The following is a 23,795-nucleotide window of genomic DNA, read 5'->3' as shown; positions in this document are numbered from 1 at the left end:
CAAAACTCAAATTATTACGTAGGCAATTTTGAGTCTGGCAATACTGACTATTATGATGCAGGCATAACACCTACAGAAGAAGGTCCTTTAAACGGCAGAATAATATTCACCTTCGAAAATGCTGTGGGAGAAGTATTTGAGGAGGTCAAAGAAATACAAGCCAATGTAATACAAATGCCTATGGAGCCTATGCCAGGACCTGGAATGGAAGAAATGCCTATGGATGAAGAAAGCAAAATGATGAGTATAGTAAAGAGTCCATACTTTATAGGTGGTTCAATCATATTGGTTATTGCTATCTTCTTTGTTGCAAGGAAGATACATAATAAGAAGAAAGGTATGACTTTTGATGAATAGCGTTGATGTTATCAGTATGGGCCTTAGAAATATGTGGAGAAGGAAAACCAGGACGATACTGACCGTACTGGGAGTTATTATCGGTACATCCTCCATAGTTATTATGCTGTCTTTGGGTATAGCTATGAATGAGAATTTTAGAAGAGAAATAGAAAGAATGGGAAGCCTTAACATCATCAATATCAATACCCATTATATTCCTCCTGAAGCTCAGGGAGGAGGTCCGACAAAAGAGGTAAAGCTGGATGATAAGGCATTAGCCCAGATAAATGCCATAGAAGGTGTGGAAGCAGTTACTCCTGTAATGTATACTTACTGGAAGTTCGGTGCAGGCAAGCTTGTAGGACATGTTAGTGTAATAGGCATAGATACCAAAGTCATGGAAAAGTTTGATTTTGAAGTAGAGGAAGGCAGGCTATTAAACGAATCAGACACAAATGCCTTAGTATTTGGAGCCTATATACCCCATATGTTCTATAATCCTAAATCCAATTACTATTATGGTGGTTCCCAGGATAACGTTAACCTTATGAGTGAGAAATTGATTATGACTATGAACATGGAATATGGGGAGAGAAGGCGAAGGGGCCAAACCGGCACCAATACAGAGCCATTGCCTGAATACAAGGTCAAGGGTGTGGGTATATTAAAGCAGAGTGATGGTGAGTCAGATTATAATGCCTATATGAACATAAACCACCTGAAAAAATTACAGGAGGAAAGTGAAAGAGCTCGAAGCAGAAGTTCAAGAGGATGGAATCCTTATCAGGATACTTCAAGGGATAGCTATCAAAACGCAATGGTTAAGGTAAAGGATATAAATGATGTTCAGAAAGTTCAGGAGAAGATAATGGAAATGGGTTTTGGAGCATTTAGCCTCACTGATATTCTAGAATCCATGCAGAAGACTGCTGCCGGTATACAAGCAATTTTAGGAGGAATAGGAGCAGTATCCCTATTGGTTGCAGCATTGGGTATTACCAACACCATGATAATGTCCATATATGAGAGAACAAGAGAAATAGGTGTTATGAAAGTGTTGGGAGCTGAGTTGGGGTCCATAAGAAGGTTATTCCTATTTGAAGCAGGTCTCATAGGGTTTGCAGGAGGTATTCTAGGAATAGGTTTTAGTCTGCTGATTTCGTTTATTCTCAATAATGTAGGTATATCCTTCATGAATTTCTTCGGACCTATGGGAGAAGGAAGCAAAATATCAGTAATACCTGTTTGGCTTATGGCGGCTTCCATAGTTTTTGCAACCCTCATAGGATTGATTTCTGGATATCATCCTGCAAGAAGAGCTATGAAGCTAAGCGCCCTGGAAGCTATAAAAACAGAATAATAAAACAAAAATTAAAGAATTATAATGATATGAAAAGATATATATACGGAAGGTATCTTAAGAAGAAATGGTTATGCTTGACATATAGTATATCTTATTGGTATAAATAGTATAGCACATATAAAAAATAACACCTTTTGTTATACATAATTATATAGTTACATAAACGATGTGATTGGAGGATGTATTATGAGTATTAAAGTTGCATTAAACGGTTTCGGAAGAATAGGTAGAATTGTAACTCGAAGAGTTGCAGAGGAATGGAACAATGGTGAGTTTGAACTTGTGGCTATCAATGCAAGAGCCAATGTAAATACCCTTGCTCATTTGTTCAAGTATGATTCTGCCTATGGAAAATTTAATGGAACCGTGGAAGCCCTGGATGATGCATTGGTTATAAACGGTAAAACCATTAAAGTATTGGCTGAAAGTGAGGCTAAGAATCTTCCTTGGAAAGAAATGGGTGTTGATATCGTAATAGAATCAACAGGAGTATACACAAAGAGAGATAAAGCCATGGAACATATTCAAGCAGGTGCTAAGAAGGTTATCATAACAGCTCCTGGAGTAGATGAGGATGCAACAATTGTTATGGGCGTAAACGAAGACATTTATGATCCTGAGAAGCATGCAATAATATCCAACGCTTCATGCACTACTAACTGCTTGGCTCCTGTGGCAAAAGTATTGGATGAAAACTTCGGTATAGAGTATGGTCTCATGACTACAGTTCACTCTTATACCAATGATCAGAGAATATTGGATAAAACCCACAAGGACCTTAGGAGAGCCAGATCTGCAGCTGAGTCCATAATTCCTACCACAACAGGTGCTGCAAAGGCTGTTGGAAAGGTGTTGCCTCAATTAAAAGGAAAGCTTAATGGATTTGCATTAAGAGTTCCTACACCTACAGTATCTATCACAGACCTTGTATGCAATTTCAAAAAAGAAGTTACTGCAGAAGCGATAAATACAGCATTGAAAGAAGCTTCAGAAGGTTCATTGAAGGGAATATTAGGTTATTCGGAAGAACCACTTGTATCAATAGATTATAAAGGCGATGACAGGTCTTCCATAGTGGATGCATTATCGACAATGGTAATGGGAGACAAGATGGCAAAGATAGTAGCTTGGTACGACAATGAATGGGGTTATTCCTGCAGAACATTGGATTTGGTTGAATATATAGGAAAGAGAATGTAAATTAAAGGGACATCTGGATTTGCCAGATGTCTTTTTCCGTACCATCATAATTCAATAAACATATTTCAATTATAATGAATTATGCTTAAAATATATGTAGTGAGCAAATTAGATGAGGAGGAGGATTTATTTTTTGATAAATAAAAATTATCTTTTTTCTTTACTAAAAAAGATGCCTGTTCTTATGTTTGGATTGTTTCTGTATGCTGCTGGTATTGTGGCAACATTAAACTCCAATCTTGGAATGAGCCCTTGGGATGTGTTTCATGTAGGGGTATCTAACCATACTCCTTTGACAATTGGGCAGGTATCTCAGATAACTGGATTAGGCATACTTATTTTATCCTATTTTATAGGGGTCATACCTGGATTGGCTAGTATAATGAACATGTATTTTATAGGGCTTTTTATTGATATTATAAATAATATGGGTGTATATAGAGCACCCTCAACACTGATAGGAAAGCTATGTCTCCTTATATTTGGTATTTTAATGATTGGTTGGGCTACATTTTTCTATTTAAAAGTTCAGCTTGGAGCTGGTCCCAGGGATGGTCTTATGGAAGGGCTGGTTAAGAAACTTAAAAAACCTGTATGGATGATCAGAGGTGCAATTGAAGTACTAGTACTGATAGTAGGTTTTTTATTAGGTGGACCTGTAGGAGTTGGGACCCTTATAACTGCATTTACTATTGGTTTCTCTGTTCAACTGGCCTTTAAGATCGGCAAGTATGACTCAAAATCAACGGAGCATGAAGATATAATAAAATTAATAAACAATCTAAAGAAAACAGAAGAAGAAAATGCGGCATAATATTACACCCCTTATGTTAGTTTCTCTAACATAAGGGGTGTACTTTTTCTAAGGCAGTATTATTGTTTGATTCTATTTGATATTACCTAACTTGTCATATTTTGATTCATAATCGTTAAGAGTTTTAACTACTAAGGATATCATACCAAGTAATGCTATAAGGTTGGGTATTACCATAAGACCATTGAACATATCAGCTAATTCCCAAACGATAGGTACATTCATGGTAGTACCAAGAACGATGAACAGCAATACTAGGATTCTGTATACATTAAGACTTTTCTTTCCAAATAAATATTTCATATTGGCTTCACCGAAGAAATACCATCCAACTATAGTTGTGAAGGAGAAGAACAACAGGCAAATAGCTATGAAGGAGTTGCCTATCAATCCGAAACCTCTGGCAAAAGCCTCCTGGGTCAAAGCAATTCCAGTTAAGCCAGTATCTATAACACCTGTCATGAGAATTACCAGAGCTGTAAATGTGCATACTACAAGAGTATCAATTATTACACCCATAATAGCCACTAAACCCTGCTGGGCAGGATGGTCTACATTAGCTACCGCGTGAGCATGGGGTGTGGAGCCCATACCTGCTTCATTGGAGAACAATCCTCTTGCTATACCGTATCTAAAGGCTTCCTTTACTGTAACGCCTATGATACCACCTGTAGCAGCAGCTGGGTTAAAGGCGCCCTGTATAATCATCTTAAAAGCTGGCAATATCATGGTATAATTTTTTAGCACAATTATCAGGCCACCTAGGATGTATAGCAATGCCATAAAAGGCACAACCTTTTCTGCGAAGGATGCTATTCTGCTGATACCTCCGAATATTATTAATCCAACTAAAACAGCAATTATTATTCCAGATAGAATATTAGGTATTCCGAAAGCAGAATTGAAAGCTGCTCCTATGGAGTTGGATTGAACCATGTTTCCAACAAAACCTAGTGCAATTATTATTGTTACTGCAAAGAATCCAGCCAGGAATTTGCTTCCTAAACCTTTTCTTATATAATATGCTGGACCACCTGTAACTTCTCCGTCTATCTTCTCAGTATAAGTCTGAGCCAGCACGGCTTCTGAGAATATGGTACCCATACCAAAGAAAGCACTTACCCACATCCAGAACACTGCACCGGGACCTCCCGCAGCTATGGCTGTAGCTACACCTGCTAAGTTACCTGTACCAACTTGAGCTGCTACTGCGGTAGCAAGAGCCTGGAAGGAAGAAATACCCTCTTGATCTTTGCTATTATCTTTTTTAAATATCCCACCGAAGGTTTGTTTGAATATGTTTTTTAGCCTCCTAACCTGCAGGAACCTTAGTTTTATGGTGTACAGTACGCCAGTGCCTAATAGTAGGAAGAGCATAACTGGTCCCCACAGAACCCCGTTGATTTGTTTAATAATTGACATAAAATCCATAATAATACCTCCTATTAATATTAAGTATGAACAAAATGGGTGAGATGTATATTTATATTATACAATATTGTTAAAATATTAACAATATTACATATGTAATTATTTCTTATTTATCTTGACAATCTTCGCTATTTTTCGATTTCTCTTCAAATTTCGTATAATCCCTGTATATTTTACTAATTTATTATAATCAACAGGTATATTTAGGCAGAAGTTGGACATATATATAAACATAGATTAGTAGTTAACGCAGAGGGAGGATAAAAAATGGTACAAGCTGGTACTATTGTTTTATATTTTTTATATATAAGCGTGATGGTATACATAATCTACAATAATTACAGAAAAGCTCAAAAGCTAAAGTCTATGAGCGATGGTTTTCTTATGGCAATTCATGATATAAAGAATTTCAGCACCAATATAGATGCTACAGGACAAGTCCTTAAAGCAACAGTAAAGGCTAAACATGATAGTATAAAGCCTGGTAATATATCAAAGCATATTGAGGTTATAACAAGTAATTGCAGAGAAATGAATAAATTAATTGAGAGTTTCACCAAAGCTATAAAGCAAGATGAAAGCGATGAATATGGTGTGGACTATGAGAATATTATTCCTCTTGTTCATGAAGCCGTAAAGATCTGTGAGTTTTATGCAAAAAAGAATAATATACTGCTTGAAGTAGAAACCCAATGGACTGAGAAATGGGCAAAACTGGATAAGGGAAAATTCATCAGGATATTATCTAATCTCATAATGAATGGGGTTAAATATTCAAATGAATATGGAAGGGTTATAGTGTCAGTGGGGGGAGATGATGAGTGGGTCATGGTAAGCGTAAAAAATAGCGGTAAAGGTATGAATGATGAAGAATTAGAGAAGGTTTTCAAGAAGCATTATAGGGGAAAGGATACTGTTGATGCAGCTGATATAAGTTTTGGAATAGGACTATATGGTTCTCAACAACTAGCCAGGTCTATGGGAGGAAAAATAGTAGCTGAGAGCATAAAGGATCAAGGGAGCATATTTACACTAATTTTGCCTTTGAAAGGTTCTCTCGTGAGAAGAATATGTAATATTCCCATCAGTAATAAAAGGGTTGATAAAGAGACTTCTGTATAGAGGTCTTTTTTTAATGCCCCTTTTACTTAATACATATATGATTTATTATAGAATATAAGATAACTCACTAGGGGGTATAGCATGTTTATTTTTGATGCTCATTCGGATATATGGATGAAAACTGTTGAAGAAAGAAGGCTAGGTAATGAGGATTATTTTATGAATACCCATTATCCAAAGCTTCAAAAAGGAAAAGTTTCCGGTGGTATATTTGTAGTATATTCAAGAACAGATAGCAAGGTGGATACTGTTCGCTACTTTTGGAAAGAAGTAGGGGGAGTAATGAAGGAAATAAGTTATTTAAAAGAGACTGGGGCTCCCATTGATTTTGTAAAAAGCTATGAAGAGATAGAAGAGGCTATTGATAAAGGACACTTCTTTGCCCTTATGGGAATAGAAGGCTTAAAGGGAATAGAAGGAGATACTGAACAAATACGGACTTTGTATAATCTGGGTTTCAGACATGCAAGTCTCACATGGAATGAGGAGAATCATTTAGCGGCAGGGGCTGCCATAGAGGATGAAAACAGAGGAGTCACTGTTCTGGGAGAAAAGGCTGTAAAGCTCATGGATGAACTAGGTATGATTCTGGATGTATCACATCTCAATGAGAGGAGCTTTTGGGATATAACTGAAATATGGAAGAAGCCCATAGTAGCATCCCATTCAAATTCCAAAACATTACTATATCATAGAAGAAATATCACCGATGAACAGGCAAAAGCCATTGCCAAGTCTGGTGGAGTCATAGGGGTAAACGTATGCGGTGAATTCTTGCATAAGGATAAGCCAAGCATAAACTGTTACCTGGATAATATAGATCATTTTGCTAATATAGCCGGATTAGAGTCTGTAGGTATTGGTTTTGATTTCTGTGATTTTCTGAGGAGTGGTTCTTTAGGTCCAGATGAACAAATTGAGCGAGATGTGGAAGGTTTGAAGGACATATCTGATGGAGCCGCTGTATTGGAAGGATTGAAAGCCAGAGGATATAGTGAAGAAGACATTAAAAAGATTGCCCATGGCAATTTCATGAGAGTTATAAAAGAACTTATCTCCTGATGGATTCTATTATATTCATGGCATAATTCTGTGCTAAACTCTCTATATTGGGCACCTGATGTATAGAGCCTGGATCATTGGCTATTGACATGAGAGCAAAATATGGAGGCAATCTGAAGCCTTTATTAATATTTAAGGCACCAATTAGCTGTCTTGCTACAGAATCACATCCAGAGTTGCCGGATACAATTATAGAAAATATATATTTATCATAGAAGCTTAACTGCCTGTACAAGGCAGTTATTCTATTTATAACAGCCATTATATTTGCTGAAACAGAGTCATTATAATTTGGGCAAATCCACATCAAGGAATCTGCTTTCTCAATTGCAGGGTAAATTTCTTCTACCATTACTCCACCATAAAAACAACTTTTCTGTTTTCCATAATGTATACATGTATGGAAAGAACACCCTGCGCAGTCTTTTATTCTACCATTTTCCACATGCTTTTCTACAATATTCCACTTGTCTGATAAATAGCCTTTGGACATCTTCCAGAGTGCCAGTGTATTTGAAGTAGTGTTTGAGCTTGCATGAAGAGCTAGTATGGTAGGGGTTTCAAATGCAGGTTGCTTATCATTGAAAAATCTAAGCCCCATATTTTTGCACTTTAAAAAGCATATCTCTTCCAATGAGTAAGGAAGGGATTTTTGCCAGGTTTTAAAATTCATGAGACTTCCTGTAGCTTCTACCAAAGGATGGCCCATGAAGGAACAGCCAAGCATGTTGCATTGAAATATAATGTTTTGGGCAGCCCATTTAGTGTTAAACTCACAAGGGCTGTGTACCAGAAGTATCCCTTTGGATGAGACAAGACTATCAATGCCTCTTACCTTCAATTTAGATAGGATTTGGGCAATAGGAGAATAAAACCCTGCCTCATCCAGTTCTACAGCAAATATTATTCTTGAGTTTCTGAGATCAGGTAAGTTTTTGGAGTCTGTAATGAATACAGCTTTATTTCCACCCAATGTATAATCAACCATGGTTTCAAGCATTGGAGACCTTATTCCAGGTCCAATAACATAGGTTTTCATTACTCCATACCACCTAAACTGTTATATGATTCTTTTATTCTTGCCAACAAATTACAAGGAATATAAAGTCTTTCCAACTCTGTACCACTATGATTCAATCTGTTGCGACAGCCAAAATATACCCCGCCTAAGAAAACGGCGCTGTAATGCCACTGACCTTTTATTGTGGCAAGTATAGACAAAGCTCCAGAAGACAGAGCAGGTGCAATATATGGTTTAAATCCCGTATTTCTCACTTCTATGTTTGATTTTAAAGCCATCTCTGTAAGCATCATAGATGTTTTATCATCATAATTCTCAATGTTATCAGCTATCACAAGGCCTTTTCCATGGGGTCCGTAAGCTCTTCCCAATCTGGCAAAGCTCTTGCCCACTCCGATTTTTGATGCATGATAAGCCGCCCTTGCCCTCATAACTCCTAGGCCATAGCCCCGAATCTGGTCTGGTCCCAGGCCTTTGTAATCAACTACACCATATTCATCGGTATTGCTTTCTATAAAGGCCTTTTTGCAAAGCAAGTCTACCGGATCGGATACTACGGCAAATATCCCTTTGAAATTCCTGTTTCTTGCTTCCTTGGCGTATTCCTTGATGATTCTGCTATTGCCTTCATATTGGGCCATACGAACATCGGAATGGGATGATGTAAGGGAAGGGACTCCTATACTTACTGTAAATACAAACATATCGCAATCAAATATCTCATCCTTGCTTATAGCCATAACCTCAGGATGTTGGGCATCATGCTCAGGAGACATTATCTGTCCAGCTTCCATCACCCATCTATTAATTTTATTTGTGTCAATATCAAATATGCCTATTTTTTCAACAACATCTCCGCCCAGCAATCTCAAACCTGATAGGAGAATACCTCCTACATCCCCTAATCCGGCTATATTAATTCGCCATTTATTTTTTTGTTTCAGATTCAGAATAGATTCCCAATCCGGGTAATTTGTATTGACCCATTGAAGCTGTCTGCTATCTATCTTTTCTACTATCCACTGAGGTAATTTACTTTCTTCATCTACATTCACAATTTTTAATAGGTCTAAATTTTCTTTAGGCAAGTTGAATAAAGAAACATCAGAAAGGCAAAAGGTCCTATTGTACTTGCCAACTTCCCCTTTTGTTAAGTAATAAATAATATCTTTTTCTTTTCTTGCCTCTTCTTCAGAAATCTGATTCCCCAAATCATAATTATCATTGGATAACACTACTTTATTCAGATATCTGTAAAAATACATAAATCTTGCACCCCTTACTCTATTATTCTAGAAAGTTTTTTAGCCTTCTCAGAAGCTCCAAATCATTTCTCAGGTAATGGGAAGGACTTAGGTTCAGATCATATTCCATATCTTCACCCTGATCAGGGCATCTTGGAGAAGCAAAAACATGTCCCATGGAATATAAGGTGAGCTTTCTTTCGTACATATCTTGATATTCCTTTTCCAAAACAGAAAGAATCTCCAGTGAATTTTCTATGGATATCTGGGATAAGTTATAAATGGCTTCTTTGCTTGTACCCTTAATGAAGGATGGAGCAGCATAGGGCAAAATATAATTTACAGAAGGAAGCAAATTTCTTTTGGGGTAATGACCTCTCCATAAAGCATCTCCTCCTATGAAAGGGTACATAGCATTTTCATTGAACCATAGCCTGAGCTTTGGTATATAATAAGCGCAGTCTACATCTCTGTTCTGCGAATCCATTATTTCTTTTCCTCTGGCAGATAATATGCCAACAATGATTTTTTGTATGGTCACATTTTCCTCCTTCAAAATAGGATCAAGAGCCTTAATCCTATAACCCTTGTGAAGCAGGTCATCTACCAATATGACAGGTCTTCTGAATGACTGTATCATTCTTACCTGAGATTTTAGGTCCAGATAATAAGGAAAGGCGTCTATTCTATAACTTTTCATATCCGGATTGAAGAACTTCTCTGTATGCATTGATTTGGTCACAGTGTTTGGTATCATATGCTTATTCAATATTTGACCAAAGGGTACGCAAACGCAGGGACCAAAGATTCGATTGTTTTGTGGTTCAATGGGTACATTGTTCTCTTTGCAGATTTTTCTTATCAATCTTTCATGTACCATATTTCTGTCAATGGAAAGTACTAAATGACCTTTGTAGAGTTCGGTTAGCGCCTGTTGAAGCCTGCTTCTAGCTTTTTTCAAAGCTCTTTGAAAGGCTTTATTATACCTAAAGGGTTCTTTAATCACTGTTTCTAAATCAAGGCTTAATACACATGGGGTGCTCATATTTACACAATAAGCATTATCATTACCCGTGGAGGTGGGAACTGGAATAAATCCCTGAAGTCTCAGTGTATCATGGATACTGTCTTGAAATTCTTCTTTAATAATACTCCTATAGACACAGTATTCATAACCTTTGGAAATACAATGGGATAAAGTTTCAGTAAGAAGTATCTGATTAATATTTATAAACTTATCCTCTTTTACAGCAGCCAATGCAACTATAACAACTATTGGTCCCACAGAATTCTCTCTGATGTATTGGGTCATACCTTTGTCTCCAAAGTCTCTGTATAGGTTGCTTACATCTGTTTCGTGGAATAATGCAAAGCCTAAATATCTATCTGGTTTATTAATGTCACTCAAAAGTAGAACATTTATATTTACTTTGTTACTTAACTTAATAATTTCATTTATGGTTTCAGGAGAATTTTTAGGCAATAGGGGATATAGTTTTGAAACAATATCATCATTAATATAATTGACTATCTGTATATCAACAGATAAAGTCTGAAGGAGATGTTTATCCGCCGGCTGTCTTTGATAAAAGCCATTTTCATAGATGTATTTCTGCACCAAAGGGTCGATTAGCATGGAAATATCCCTGTTTTCGTCTATGTTGCTTCTTATTTGTGTTGAACTTATATCCTCAAATTGGGGAGATAGAGATAACAGCACAACATCTCCCTGGATATTTTTTATCTTATTTTTTAGTGTTACCTTATCTTCGTTCTGGTTAAATAGCCTTCTTTGAAAAATAATATGGTGGAAGCTGTGAATGGAATTCCCACTCTTCTCCCTTTTATACGCAGAAGCATTATTTATTACATCACTTCCTACAACTATATATACTTCAGTACCTTTGAAGCTTTTTCTCAGAAAAGCAAGATCTTCCGGATTGGAAAGATTAATAGGATGCTCATCTGGATAAAGATAAATATCTCTTTCGTCAGCGATGGACATATTGATTATATTGCTTCTCAGCAAATGGGGAAGAGTTTGCTTGGACCAGGAAAACTCATCCACTGCCAAATATACTTCAAAACCCATATCTCTTATGGTTCTTGCAATTTCTTTATGGCTTAATGAGAAAGGATCAAAGGTACCAGGGAAAAAGGCTATTTTGTTTGGTTCTGGAATCTCAATATGGCCGTAATTATAAATATATTCTGAGATAAATTTGTATATACATTGTATGCCTGCAGAACAGGTAAGGAACAATAATTCGTCAGAAGAAGTGTAAGGCAGCATAGTCAGTATTTTCTTTCCCGCAATTTTAAATATTTCATATTTGCTATAAAGGCTGTAATCCATTGAGCCAAAAATTTCGTTGCCCAAAACTTTAAAAGCAATTTGCTTTATTGTGTTCTCGTAATGCCCTATACCATTTAGAATGATCCCGACTAGCTTAACCAGTCTTTCTGAGTATGTATTCTCATCTTCCATGTACTCCTCGATATAGCTTTCATAATTGACTATAGCAATGCCTATGGTTCTTAAAAGCAATGTGTTCAACTGACTTGAGGACAGCTTTATTTTATCCGATAAATCCTGAATCAGCTCATCAAGCTCTACGGGTTTCAATGTCAATATTATTCGTCCAAGATATTGAGGTATGTATTCCGCATATTTATAGCCGTCTATTTCCAAAGCCCTTAACAATTCTATTGCAACTTCGTTTCTTTGTTCTGGTGACAGTTGCGGCATAAGCTTTATGAGAGCTTCCCCGGCTTTATTCCTTACTATTTCCCAGTAGCTTACCTTAAGTATGTTGCAAAAGTGAAGGGCTGTATGGAGATCGCTTTTGCCAGGGTTTACTAATGCATGCTCCAAGAGTATATCTATATTAATTTTTTTGATAATCCATTCTGTGGCGGTCTTAAGATTGTTTAAAAACAAATCCGCTATTATTTCTTCATCAGTTTGAAAGGTACTTATATTTGAATCACAACCAACTACCTTGCATATCTTATCCATAATATAATTTTCCGAGGGTATGGGAGAAGGATTATAATTCTGAGACAGGTGCTCCCAAAGTCTATGAGAAAAACCTTCAGCATTCCACTGGCTCAGTATAATATGGCAAAGCTCAGCAGAAGAAAGCCTTACCGCTTCGTTGGCTGCATAAAGGCATGATATTGCATAGTCACATACCAGGCTTATTTTTTCATTACTCCCGGTAGTGGAAGGCATTTGTTTGGCAGCCTCAAGCTTGTACATAACCTTCTCAGTGTTTTGCAGATCACATGTTTCATATAGACTGAGAAGTATATTTATAAATGAATCCTGTTGTTCTTTTCTGCAATGTGTAAACAAGGATTTCACCATTCTATAGAGGGAGTATCCTATCCAGGTCTGATGAAGAGGTATGACCTTGTGGTCAGGTTCTAAGAAAAGGGTAAGGTACTTTTCCAGAAGGTCCATAGCTGTAATTTCAGGTTTTTCAATTGCTTCGTCTTTGGGTATCTCTTTTCTGTAAGGCTCATCAAAGGTGGCAATAAGCTGTCCTATGAGTTCAGCACTGTGCTTTCTGATATCATCTTCAGGATGTACAAGATTATCGTATAAAAATTTCAATGTAATAAGTTTTTGCCTTTGAGTCAGGTATATTGAGTAGGTTTCAAATATTCTTAAATACACCCTCAAGCTTTGCCAATCCTTTTTGCTTCTTGCTTCTTCCAGAATGCTGTTCAGTGAGGCTTCATCCCTCAGCCTATGCATCATGTTTATGTTATGCTTTATGGATAGATATTTAATGTTCTCTATGACTTCATTTCCCTGAAGGAGAGAGTAACTTAATTTTTTCTTTTTTTCTGTTTTTCTTGCTATGGGTCTGTCTGGATCAGTGGAAATTCCAAGGTGGATCAAATAATTTTCAAAGTCTTTAAGCTTTTCATATACCCTTTTATATCTTCTAAGCTTTTTTTCATCTACATTTTGAAGCTTATTCAATATAACATGATATGATTCATCCAGATTATATATGTGCATCCTTGGATTATCTGAATAATCCATGTTTTTCACCCTGAAATCGGAATAGATGAGCAAAAGAGATTCTATAGGCAGGTTTTCCAGCTCCAAATCCCAGGTTGAGTGATTTACAGCTATATGCCTTATATAGGTTAGTCCCTGGTTCTTTAACCATTGATCTGTATAGTAATAGTGAAGTAGAGGAACCCTTTTTAGTTCATTCTCCTTGCAGCCAAATTTTCCAATATCGTGGGAGGCTGCAGCCCCGGAAACTCTTCCCAGGTCTATAGGTTCTCCCAATTCTTTTAGCTGACGGCCTATATTGATGGCAAGATAGTGTACACCGCAGACATGGTCTATGGTATTATAACCTAAATGTTCAGCTGCCAGTTTCATAAGCTCATATATATATGCTGCTTTGAAGGATTTTACAAATCTATAGTATTCTATAGGATCCTCCAATTGATTCTGTTCTTCATCGGTGAGAAAAGATAATGGATAACGGCTCATAAATGTATTGTCCTTTGATTTTTTTTGTTCTTCTGATACAATCCTCAAAAGTTTCAAATATACTATAGCCGCTTTGGCGGTATTATCATCTATTTTCATATAGGAAGCATTCGGGAAGGACTTGCTCAAACAATATTGATAGAATATCTCCAACCAATCTTCATTGCTTTTTTTACATTGACTTATGTCATTTATCATGTCCTCTGCCAGTTTTAACACAGCAGTACAGCTGAAATCCTGTTTTAGAAAAATATTATTAATATTTGTTCTAAAAGCAGGCGAGTTAATATGACTCTTCATAAGGGATTTTGAAAAGCCATGCTTGTTAAGCCATCTCATATTAAGGAGAGATTTTGAAATTTTGCTATGAAGACTTGATGAAAGGGACATATTATCCATCCTCCTGTTATGCCTTGTGCTTTATTATATTAATAGTAATTATATGTATTTTTTATATGTTTGTACAGAATATTATGAAAAAGGGCATTGTTAAATAATAAATATTCACAATTATATACTTGAGAAGGATTGAATAGCTTAATGTAGAATACTAGCTTGGAGGAGGATGTGACAATGAATAATACTATTGATGTAATGATGAACAGAGTATCTTTAAGAAGATATGATGAAAGACCCATATCTAAAGAACATTTGGACACAATTCTGGAATGTGCCATGAGGGCTCCAACAGCTGGAAATATGATGCTGTACTCCATAATCCATGTGGAGGATGAGAATAAAAAGGAGATTTTGAGCAGAACCTGTGATAATCAGCCTTTCATTGCAAAGGCGCCATTGGTGTTAGTTTTTTTAGCGGATTATCAAAGATGGTATGACTATTATATCCATTCCCAAGTACCTGAGTATTGCAAGGCAAAAGGAATGGAATTTGAGGGACCTAGTGAAGCAAATCTTCTTCTGGCATCCTGCGATGCCATGATAGCTGCTCAGAATGCAGTTATTGCAGGGGAATCCTTGGGAATAGGCTCCTGCTACATAGGGGATATAATGGAAAATTATGAAATCCATAGGGAGCTTTTTGATCTGCCAAAATGGGTGTTCCCAATTGGAATGCTATGTATGGGTTATTATCCTGAAGACTACAAAAGAGTGAAAAGAGAAAGATTTGATAAAAAGTACATAGTATATACTGATAAATATGATGAGAGTTATAAAGAACATCTTGAGGAATGCTTTTTCGATGTAGAAAGGCGTTTCAATAAAGAAAACAAACATGGGGCTAAGAACATGGGACAAATGCATTATGCGATTAAGACAGGAGCTGATTTTTCCAAAGAAATGGCCAGATCAGTAAGAGAAGCATTAAAGAACTGGAACAGTGAAATAATAGAATAAAGGAGGTTATAATATGGGACAGGTGCTGGATTGCAGAGAAGCTGCAAAAATTTTTTTAAACAACATTAAAGAAGAAAGTGGCAAGCTCATGCAGGATGGAATAAATCCAACTTTAGCCATCGTAAGGGTTGGAAAGAGAGAAGATGATATTGCTTATGAAAGAGGAATTTTAAAAAATTGTGAAAAAGTGGATATAACCGGTGAAGTACACGAGTGTGATGAAAATATAGATATGGAGAGCTTTACCAAGCTAATCCAGGAACTAAATGTAAACCCACATGTACACGGTATACTTATATTCAGACCTCTTCCAAAACATTTAGATGAAAATGTTATTAAGCATATAGTAGATCCAAACAAGGATGTGGACTCTATGAACCCTCTAAATCTGGCAAGGGTGTTTGAGGGAGACTTAACCGGATATATGCCTTGCACTCCAGCAGCAGTTATGGAGATAATAAAGCATTTTAATATAGATGTTAAAGGCAAAAAAGTAGCAGTTATGGGAAGAAGCATGGTTGTGGGAAAACCTTTGGCCATGATGATGCTTAAAGAAGATGCTACAGTAACAATATGCCACTCAAAGACAGAAAATCTGAAAGAAGTGGTTTCAAGTGCTGACATTGTTGCTGCTGCAATAGGAAAAGCGAAATTTATCAACAGTGACTACATAAAGAAAGATGCCGTTGTAATCGATGTAGGCATCAATGTTGACGATAACGGTAAACTGTGCGGTGATGTGGATTTTGAAGATGTAAAGGATAAAGCATCTCTCATAACTCCGGTTCCAGGTGGTGTTGGTTCTGTCACTACAGCTGTATTACTGAAAAATGTTATAAAAGGAGCAAAATTGGCGCGTTAAGCGCCTTTTTTATTCTTATTTTAAAATGTATAAATTTGCATTGAGGATCATATTAAGTAAACATAATATGACGTATTTTAACATAGATAATATTTATGTAATATCTGGTTTTTCACATTGTTGAAACGATGAAATAGTTGAAATCACTAGCTTAATAATATTTTAGAGTCTTTTTTGACAAAGTTGGACATACAGGTTATAATGTCATTTATGTAAACCAAACTTGCTGAATCCCGGCGATGCCGGGTACGGAGGAACCAAATAGAGGGGTTAATCCAAATAATATTGGTAGGGAGCCTTCTTTCCCGAACCCGTCAGCTAACTTCGGAGGCATAAATAGAAGGAGTGAATACTTATGAAAAAAATATTGAAAAAGATTTCAATTTATGCAACCATAGCAGGGTGTATAGCTATGCTTACAATAGGAGTAAATGCAGATACATTAATGAAGACAGGCTCAAGAGGAAATGAAGTTTATACCATGCAGACAAAGTTAAAAAAATGGGGCTATACAACTTCAAACCCTGATGGAGTATTTGGCAGCAATACAAAAAATGCTGTTATGTATTTCCAAAGAAAGCATGGCTTGGTTGCAGACGGAGTGGTAGGTTATTGGACTCTATCAAAGTTGGGAATGGCTAATGTAAATTCCACATTAAAAAGCGGTAGCAGAGGTGCTTCAGTTACAAAATTGCAGACTGCTTTAAATAATAAAGGTTATTCTGCAGGAAAGGCAGATGGAATTTACGGATACAGGACTTATAAAGCTGTTGTTGCATTTCAGAAGGCAAGCGGCTTAACACCTGACGGTATTGCAGGTCCTATAACTCAGACTAAATTATATCTTTCAAGCCCAACAGCAACAACTGCTGCAACAACAGCTTCCAGAGGGACAAGCACTACACAGCAGATGTCTACAGACCTTTATTGGTTATCAAGAATAATTCATGCTGAAGCAGAAGCTGAACCATATAAAGGAAAAGTAGCGGTTGGAAATGTTATTATGAACAGAGTTAAGTCATCTGCATTCTCTAATACAATAAAAGGTGTTATATTTGAGTATTACCAAGGAATACCACAGTTCAGTCCCGTTGCAGATGGAACCATATATAATAATCCTAATGCAGAGAGTATTGCAGCAGCAAAAGAGGCATATAACGGATCAAGGCCTGTTGGAAGCTGCACATATTTCTTCAATCCAGCGAAATCAGCTGGTACATGGATAGTTAAGAACAAAACTTATGTTACTAGAATAGGTAACCATGTATTTTACAAATAAATACTGGACAAGCCGGACAAGGTATAAGCCTTGTCCGTTTTTTATCTTTGATTTCAGGTTGTATGAAGTAGAATGTTTTAGTATACTTTTATTAATAATAATCTCTGAGCAGGTGCGTTGAATTGGGCAAAAGAGTGATAATACATGTGGATATGGATGCTTTTTTTGCTTCAGTAGAGCAGATGGATAATCCTAAGCTGAAAGGAAAGCCGGTTATAGTAGGAGGAGAAGGATCAAGAGGAGTTGTAAGCACATGTTCCTATGAAGCCAGGAAGTATGGAGTGCATTCTGCCATGCCCATTTTTATTGCAAAGCAATTATGTCCAAAAGGCATTTATCTGCCTGTTAGACATAATCGTTATTCAGAAGTATCCGAAAAGGTGTTTAGAATACTTTATTCCATTACAGATTTAGTTGAAGCAGTGTCTATTGATGAAGCATATCTGGATATAAGCCATTTGAATGAAAATCCCATACATATAGTAAATATTATAAAAAAGAGGATAAAGGAATCTTTTGGATTAACGCTTTCTGCAGGAATATCCTATAACAAATTTTTGGCCAAGACAGCTTCGGAGTGGAACAAGCCAAATGGGCTAAAGGTAATAACAGAGGATATGGTGCCGGAAATACTAAAGCCTCTATCGATCAGTAAGGTTCACGGAATAGGAGAAAGATCTATTGAAAGGCTCAATGAGATAGGGATATACACCATAGGGCAGCTTCTTAGACTTACAGAGGAACAAATGATTTATTATTTCGGAAAATATGGAGTAGAAATATATAACAGGATTAGAGGACATGACAACAGGCCTGTATGCACAGAAAGAGAGACAAAATCCATTGGTAGGGAGACAACCTTTGAGACTGATACCATGGATAAATCCTTTCTGAAAGAAGTTTTGTCAGATTTCGCCGAAGAATTGACAAATGCATTGTTGGAAGAGTCTTTATTTACCAAGACTATAACAGTAAAAATAAAGACTGAGGATTTCAAAACTCACACCAGAAGCAGAACATTAAAAGAATACATAAATAGTTATGAAGAAATAAAAGAAACCGCCTTTGATATTTTGGACAATTATAAGATTGATCAGAGTATAAGGCTTATAGGTCTCTCCTTATCCAACTTTACCAATATAAGATATGAGCAGATATCGTTATTTGATTGGGCGAAGAGACTAAAAGCAAAAGAGGAGGAGTAAAATGAATAAAACAAAAAATTATATGCTTTCGTTGAAATGGGAAGAAGATAATCTTCTAATATTGGATCAGACAAAGCTGCCTGAAAAGACGGAGTATATTATGTTAAAGACAGTAAAAGATGTGTGGGAAGCAATATTTAAGCTTAAGGTGAGAGGAGCTCCTGCAATAGGTATAGCAGCTGCCTATGGCCTTTACATATCTATCAGAGATTCTAAGACAAAAGATTTTAAGGAATTTTATAAGGAACTAAAAGCCAATTCGGATTATCTGGCTTCGTCAAGGCCTACGGCGGTAAATCTGTTTTGGGCTTTGAAGCGTATGGAGAAAAGGGCTCAGGAAAGTAAAGATAAATCAATGGAAGAGATTAAAAGGGATTTACTTATGGAAGCCCACGCAATCAGGGATGAAGATGAAGCCATGTGTAAGGCCATAGGTGAGAATCTATTGACTTTACTAAAGGATGGGATGACTATTCTGACCCACTGTAATGCAGGTGGTCTGGCAACTGCAAGGTATGGAACAGCCTTAGCACCCATTTTTCTGGCAAAGGATAAAGGTTGGAATATTAAGGTTTTTGCTGATGAAACCAGACCTCTGCTTCAAGGTGCCAGATTAACCACATGGGAGCTATTGCAGTATGGTGTGGATGTAACCTTAATATGTGATAATATGGCTGCCCATGTTATGAGCAAAGGATGGATTGATGCTGTTATTACAGGTTGTGATAGGGTTGCTGCCAATGGAGATGCTGCCAATAAGATAGGTACATATGGCCTGGCGGTTTTGGCTAAGGCTCACAATATACCCTTTTACATTGCTGCACCAAGCTCAACTATAGATATAGATACTGCCGATGGTAATGGAATAGTAATTGAAGAAAGAAGCGAAGATGAAGTGAGCTGCGGATTCGGCAGGAGAACAGCTCCTGAAGGCGTAAAGGTATATAATCCGGCTTTTGATGTTACGCCTAATCATCTTATTACTGCAATTGTAACGGAAAAGGGAGTACTAAGGCCCCCTTATGATACAGCTATAGAAAAGCTAATATCAAAAAAAGAATAGGAGGATATTCATGAGAAATGTTTTGATTTACCATAAGGTAGATGAAAATCATCTGAACTATTTAAGAGAAAAGTATCCAAACTATAACTTTTATGCCTGCACTCACAAGGAAGATATGGAGAAATATATAGGAGATGCAGATGCATTAATATCTTTTAAATGTGATAAGGAAATGCTAAGCAAAGCCAATAAACTTAAGTGGCTCCAATCTCTTGCAGCAGGTGTAGACATCTTTCCTCTGGATGAAATCAAAAAAAGAGGTATAATACTAACCAATGGAAGAGGAATTCATAAAATACATATGGCAGAATACGCCATTGGTGTTTTGATAATGCTGGCAAGAAACTTTCATGTGATGTTCAGGAACCAGAGTAAAAAGGATTGGAATAGAAAGGTCCATCAAGGGGAAATAAACAATGCCACTCTAGGAATTATAGGACTGGGGAGCATAGGCAGTGAAATTGCCAAGAAAGCAAGTGCTTTGGGAATGCATGTAATAGGAGCAAAAGGAAAGATTACATCGGTACCCTTTGTGGAAAAGGTTTATTCTGAGGAAGAAATGGGAGAAGTATTCAAACAGAGTGATTATATAATCAATCTATTGCCGGGCACAAAAGATACAGAGAACATTATAGACAAGAAATACTTTGATATGATGAAGGAAGGGGCTTGTTTTATAAACATGGGCAGAGGGAGCACTGTCAATGATGAGGATTTTATAGAGGCATTGAAGTCCGGAAAAATAAGAGCTGCAGCATCAGATGTTTTCCACCAGGAGCCTCTACCGGAATCCAGCCCTCTATGGGATATGGAAAACCTGATAATTACACCTCATATTTGCGGCGAGTCCGATAAATACTTTGACAGAGCATTGGAGATTATTGAGCCTAATCTATTGGCATTTGAAGGCAAAGGAGAGTATGTGAACCTGGTAGATATAGATAGAGGATATTAAGGTATTGTTTCGATTTACGAGTCTTTTAGTAGGGCACTGGAGTCTATAAAAGAATATGGATTAATATAGTGGAGTGTTTATAGCACTTCACTGTTTTTTTGTACTCCGCATATTGCATTATTTTTGGAAAATCAACGGAGCAGCAGTTATATATATGGTAGAGCCAGGTACTATGAAAAAAACATAATGTAAAACATAGTGAGAGGGAGGTGAGAAAATGGCCATAAGAGTCAGAGAAATGCTGCTCACAAACCATAACAGGCCGGGGAAAAAGATTATCAAGCTTAAAGGAATAGTCATTCATTGGACTGCAAACACAAGAAAAGGTGCAAACGCAGTAGCCAACAGGAACTATTTCAACAATACAAAGAATTCTGTATCTGCTCATTATATTGTGGATGATAAAAACATTATACGATGCATACCCGACGATGAATTTGCTTATCACGTGGGAGCCAAAAAATATGCTGCTGCAGGTTTAAAAATTAAGGTAGGTAATTATTCACCCAATTACTTTCTTATAGGAATTGAAATGTGTGTCAACAGTGATGGTGATTGGAGTAAGACCTATCAAAATACAGTTGAACTGGCTGCATATTTGCTAAAGAAATATAATCTTAATATAAATAATATGTACAGGCACCATGACATAACAGGCAAGGATTGTCCTAAAATGATGCTGGATCCTAAAGAATGGCAAGCTTTTAAAGATAAAGTATCCAAACAGATGGATGAAATAAAGTTGGTCATAAACAAAGAATTGGTTATCATAGATAAAATAGTAAAGAACAATAGGATATATGTGCCTGTTAGAGAGGTTTTTGAATTTGCAGGAGCACATATTGGCTGGGATCAGGAGAAAAAGTTTGCATATATCAGGATATAAGAGTAAAGGCATTTCTCAGATAAAACCTGAAAAATGCCTTTTTATTATAATTCATATTATATTGAAATATGGTTTGATTCAAGATATTCAAGCAGAAAGTCCATACCGAGCTTCTCAATAGTTTCTCTCTTTTGAAGTCCGGTAGCCTTATCCAGCCCTTGGGCTTCATAGTATTCATCTAGCATGGCATCAAATCTATCCTTATCAATATATTCTCCCTTGAAAGGACCTACAGTTAAAGGTTGTTCCATAATACGGTCTGGCAAGTAGTCATCTTTTCTTGTAAAGCCTGCATGTACAGTATTAAAGGCTCTTTCCATATTTATTATTTTCTCGGCAATATTCCATAGTTCATCATCAGTAATAAGCTCACCTGTATATGCCTGATACATTCTGGTGAAGTGTTTTATATCAGCAAGAGCTACTTCATACCATCCAGCATCAAAATAACATATCCCTATTGAATCAATGATGGCTTTAAATCTTTCATACCATGCAACCAATCTGCCTTTGCCTTTATACGAACCTGGGATTCCTGCTTCTTCACAGTTAAACAGCCATTTTCCTACCTGCTCAGGTATTTGTCTGTTTTCTGTCTGAGGAGAGCCTGTCAGATGTCCCCCACCTCTGGTGCTGGTAGCAATTCCAAGGGACCAGGCCTTATGAGAATGAACACCTTGTTCGTTTATACCTACACCTTTTATTTGCATTGCGTATTTTTGGCTATCACGGCCTACTATTCTGGAAGCATTGTAGACACCTTCGGCAATTATGTTACCAAAGTTCTTTCTATATGCAATTTGCTCAACCAGCGTTATAAGATCTTCTGCATTTCCCCATTTCAATTTCAGACCAAAGGTATCTTTTTCATCAATTATGCCATTCTCAAAACACTCAATGGCCCAAGCTACAACGGCTGAAACACCGTCTACATCCATGCCGTGTTTATTGCATAGAGCATGGATTTTCAAAACAGAGAATGGATCATCTATGTCCCAGTTGGAGGCAAAGCCTCTTACTGAATTTGCGTGCATGCCTTCACAGGATAGTATTTCTCCATCCTTCTCCATTTCATAATAATGAAGGCAGGATAATGGACAATTATAGCATTTAGTTCTCTTTTTTTCATAGGGTTTGTAAGCTTCTTCAGAAACCTTCTTTGACTTTTCTGGGTCCCAGTATTCTTCTTGTAGATTCCTCACTGAGGTAGGAACTTTTCCGCTCCAACCTCCAACACCAGCCATGCCATGGGTGCCACCTTTTCTTAAAGATGCAGAGGCAGGAGATGAAAGGAGAACATGGCTATAGCTTTTTACAAGGTCATTGAAGAGGGCTTTATCATGGATTTTTACTTCTTTATGTCCTCTAACGGCTATGGCCTTAAGCATTTTATATCCTAATATTGCGCCACTTCCGCCCCATGCTAAAGCATGAGCCTTATCTATCATAACACAGGCTACCTTTGACATATTTTCACCTGCTGGCCCTATTGATATTACTTTAATTCTATCTTCGCCTAGTTCCTGTTTTATTGCATCTTCAGTATCCCAGGTGCTCATACCCCACAAATGAGAAGCATCTCTGAGTTCAATTTTATCATCATCTATGAAGAGGTATTGAGGTGAAGAAGCCTTACCTTCAATTATTATTGCATCAAAACCCGCCTTTTTTAGTTCTGGACCAAAATTTCCTCCACCACTGGAATAACATATGCCGCCGCTTAACACATTTTTTGTAGTCAGCGAAATCCTAGAGGAACCAGGCAAGGATGTGCCTGTGAAACATCCAGTAGATATTATAACTTTATTATCAACGGACAAAGGTTCTGTATTTTTTGAAAGTTCATTAAGGATAATCCAGTCTCCATAACCTCTTCCACCAAGGAATCTATAATAGTCATCTGTGAAAAAAATATCAAAATCGCCTTTACTTAAATTTACCCTTATAATCTTAGCTTTTAGATTGCTCATGTAATCACCTCATATTTGTGTATATTCGTGTAAGAATCTGAATTTTGCTATTTAATCATAAAATATAGAATATTCAACTATAGGTAGTCCTCAATAATTTG

17 protein-coding genes, 1 pseudogene and 1 riboswitch are annotated in these 23,795 nt (G+C 36.9%); of the genes and pseudogenes, 13 read left to right on the top strand and 5 right to left on the bottom strand.

What is annotated here, in order from left to right; genetic code table 11:
• The 4 genes and pseudogenes from ACESM9_RS07665 to ACESM9_RS07650 form a co-directional block, all read left to right on the top strand.
• Positions 1–357: pseudogene (locus tag ACESM9_RS07665) on the top strand (hypothetical protein); the annotation flags it as partial.
• Positions 350–1,699, top strand: coding sequence for an ABC transporter permease (locus ACESM9_RS07660; protein WP_372996930.1), 1,350 nt, complete (start codon positions 350–352; stop codon positions 1,697–1,699). The pseudogene ACESM9_RS07665 and the gene ACESM9_RS07660, both read left to right, overlap by 8 nt.
• 189 nt (positions 1,700–1,888) lie before the next feature.
• Complete coding sequence (gene gap / locus ACESM9_RS07655; protein WP_372996928.1) at positions 1,889–2,902, top strand: type I glyceraldehyde-3-phosphate dehydrogenase; 1,014 nt, start codon at positions 1,889–1,891, stop codon at positions 2,900–2,902.
• Positions 2,903–3,035: 133 nt separating this feature from the next.
• On the top strand, positions 3,036–3,716 hold the full coding sequence (locus tag ACESM9_RS07650; RefSeq protein WP_372996926.1) for a YczE/YyaS/YitT family protein: 681 nt from the start codon (positions 3,036–3,038) through the stop codon (positions 3,714–3,716).
• Between the two features lie 72 nt (positions 3,717–3,788).
• Here ACESM9_RS07650 and ACESM9_RS07645 read toward each other — a convergent pair whose 3' ends face one another.
• Positions 3,789–5,147: an alanine/glycine:cation symporter family protein gene (locus ACESM9_RS07645; protein ID WP_372996924.1), complete on the bottom strand. Its 1,359-nt coding sequence runs from the start codon at positions 5,145–5,147 to the stop codon at positions 3,789–3,791.
• Positions 5,148–5,414: 267 nt separating this feature from the next.
• Here ACESM9_RS07645 and ACESM9_RS07640 point away from each other — a divergent pair, with 267 nt between their 5' ends.
• Positions 5,415–6,269 carry a sensor histidine kinase gene (locus ACESM9_RS07640; protein ID WP_372996922.1) on the top strand — a complete coding sequence of 285 codons (855 nt, stop codon included), beginning with the start codon at positions 5,415–5,417 and terminating at the stop codon, positions 6,267–6,269.
• A gap of 81 nt (positions 6,270–6,350) precedes the next feature.
• Positions 6,351–7,331 carry a dipeptidase gene (locus tag ACESM9_RS07635; protein WP_372996920.1) on the top strand — a complete coding sequence of 327 codons (981 nt, stop codon included), beginning with the start codon at positions 6,351–6,353 and terminating at the stop codon, positions 7,329–7,331.
• On the opposite strand, the gene ACESM9_RS07630 is transcribed toward ACESM9_RS07635, so the two are convergent.
• Genes ACESM9_RS07630 through ACESM9_RS07620 form a run of 3 tightly spaced genes read right to left on the bottom strand, consistent with a single transcriptional unit; the run spans position 7,321 to position 14,517 of the window.
• Complete coding sequence (locus ACESM9_RS07630; RefSeq protein WP_372996918.1) at positions 7,321–8,370, bottom strand: flavodoxin family protein; 1,050 nt, start codon at positions 8,368–8,370, stop codon at positions 7,321–7,323. The two genes, ACESM9_RS07635 and ACESM9_RS07630, sit on opposite strands and share 11 nt — an antisense overlap.
• Positions 8,370–9,617, bottom strand: a complete 1,248-nt coding sequence (locus ACESM9_RS07625) for a lactate dehydrogenase (protein WP_372996916.1) — start codon at positions 9,615–9,617, stop codon at positions 8,370–8,372. Before ACESM9_RS07625 ends, ACESM9_RS07630 begins: the two co-directional genes overlap by 1 nt.
• A 22-nt stretch (positions 9,618–9,639) precedes the next feature.
• Complete coding sequence (locus ACESM9_RS07620; protein WP_411289433.1) at positions 9,640–14,517, bottom strand: nicotinate-nicotinamide nucleotide adenylyltransferase; 4,878 nt, start codon at positions 14,515–14,517, stop codon at positions 9,640–9,642.
• A gap of 174 nt (positions 14,518–14,691) precedes the next feature.
• Here ACESM9_RS07620 and ACESM9_RS07615 point away from each other — a divergent pair, with 174 nt between their 5' ends.
• From ACESM9_RS07615 to ACESM9_RS07585, 7 genes are all read left to right on the top strand, one after another.
• Positions 14,692–15,474, top strand: coding sequence for a nitroreductase family protein (locus ACESM9_RS07615; protein ID WP_372996912.1), 783 nt, complete (start codon positions 14,692–14,694; stop codon positions 15,472–15,474).
• A gap of 13 nt (positions 15,475–15,487) precedes the next feature.
• Positions 15,488–16,336 (top strand): bifunctional 5,10-methylenetetrahydrofolate dehydrogenase/5,10-methenyltetrahydrofolate cyclohydrolase, encoded by an 849-nt coding sequence (locus ACESM9_RS07610; protein WP_372996910.1) that lies wholly within the window; start codon positions 15,488–15,490, stop codon positions 16,334–16,336.
• Between the two features lie 214 nt (positions 16,337–16,550).
• Positions 16,551–16,684, top strand: a riboswitch (cyclic di-AMP (ydaO/yuaA leader).
• Between the two features lie 7 nt (positions 16,685–16,691).
• Positions 16,692–17,615, top strand: a complete 924-nt coding sequence (locus ACESM9_RS07605; RefSeq protein ID WP_372996908.1) for a peptidoglycan-binding protein — start codon at positions 16,692–16,694, stop codon at positions 17,613–17,615.
• 122 nt (positions 17,616–17,737) lie between these two features.
• Positions 17,738–18,820 (top strand): DNA polymerase IV, encoded by a 1,083-nt coding sequence (locus tag ACESM9_RS07600; protein ID WP_372996906.1) that lies wholly within the window; start codon positions 17,738–17,740, stop codon positions 18,818–18,820.
• Position 18,821: 1 nt separating this feature from the next.
• The gene (mtnA, locus tag ACESM9_RS07595; RefSeq protein ID WP_372996904.1) at positions 18,822–19,883 is read left to right on the top strand and encodes an S-methyl-5-thioribose-1-phosphate isomerase; all 1,062 of its coding nucleotides are present in this window, start codon (positions 18,822–18,824) and stop codon (positions 19,881–19,883) included.
• A gap of 10 nt (positions 19,884–19,893) precedes the next feature.
• On the top strand, positions 19,894–20,838 hold the full coding sequence (locus ACESM9_RS07590; RefSeq protein WP_372996902.1) for a D-2-hydroxyacid dehydrogenase: 945 nt from the start codon (positions 19,894–19,896) through the stop codon (positions 20,836–20,838).
• A gap of 217 nt (positions 20,839–21,055) precedes the next feature.
• Positions 21,056–21,724, top strand: coding sequence for an N-acetylmuramoyl-L-alanine amidase (locus ACESM9_RS07585; protein ID WP_372996900.1), 669 nt, complete (start codon positions 21,056–21,058; stop codon positions 21,722–21,724).
• Positions 21,725–21,780: 56 nt separating this feature from the next.
• Here ACESM9_RS07585 and ACESM9_RS07580 read toward each other — a convergent pair whose 3' ends face one another.
• Positions 21,781–23,694, bottom strand: coding sequence for an aldehyde ferredoxin oxidoreductase family protein (locus tag ACESM9_RS07580; RefSeq protein ID WP_372996898.1), 1,914 nt, complete (start codon positions 23,692–23,694; stop codon positions 21,781–21,783).
• Between the last annotated feature and the right edge of the window lie 101 nt (positions 23,695–23,795).

The sequence above is a fragment of the Lutispora sp. genome, assembly GCF_041687175.1.
Taxonomy (GTDB): Bacteria; Bacillota; Clostridia; order Lutisporales; family Lutisporaceae; genus Lutispora.
The sequence above is the reverse complement of the archived record's forward strand: the minus strand, read 5'-3'. Positions and strand labels throughout refer to the sequence as shown.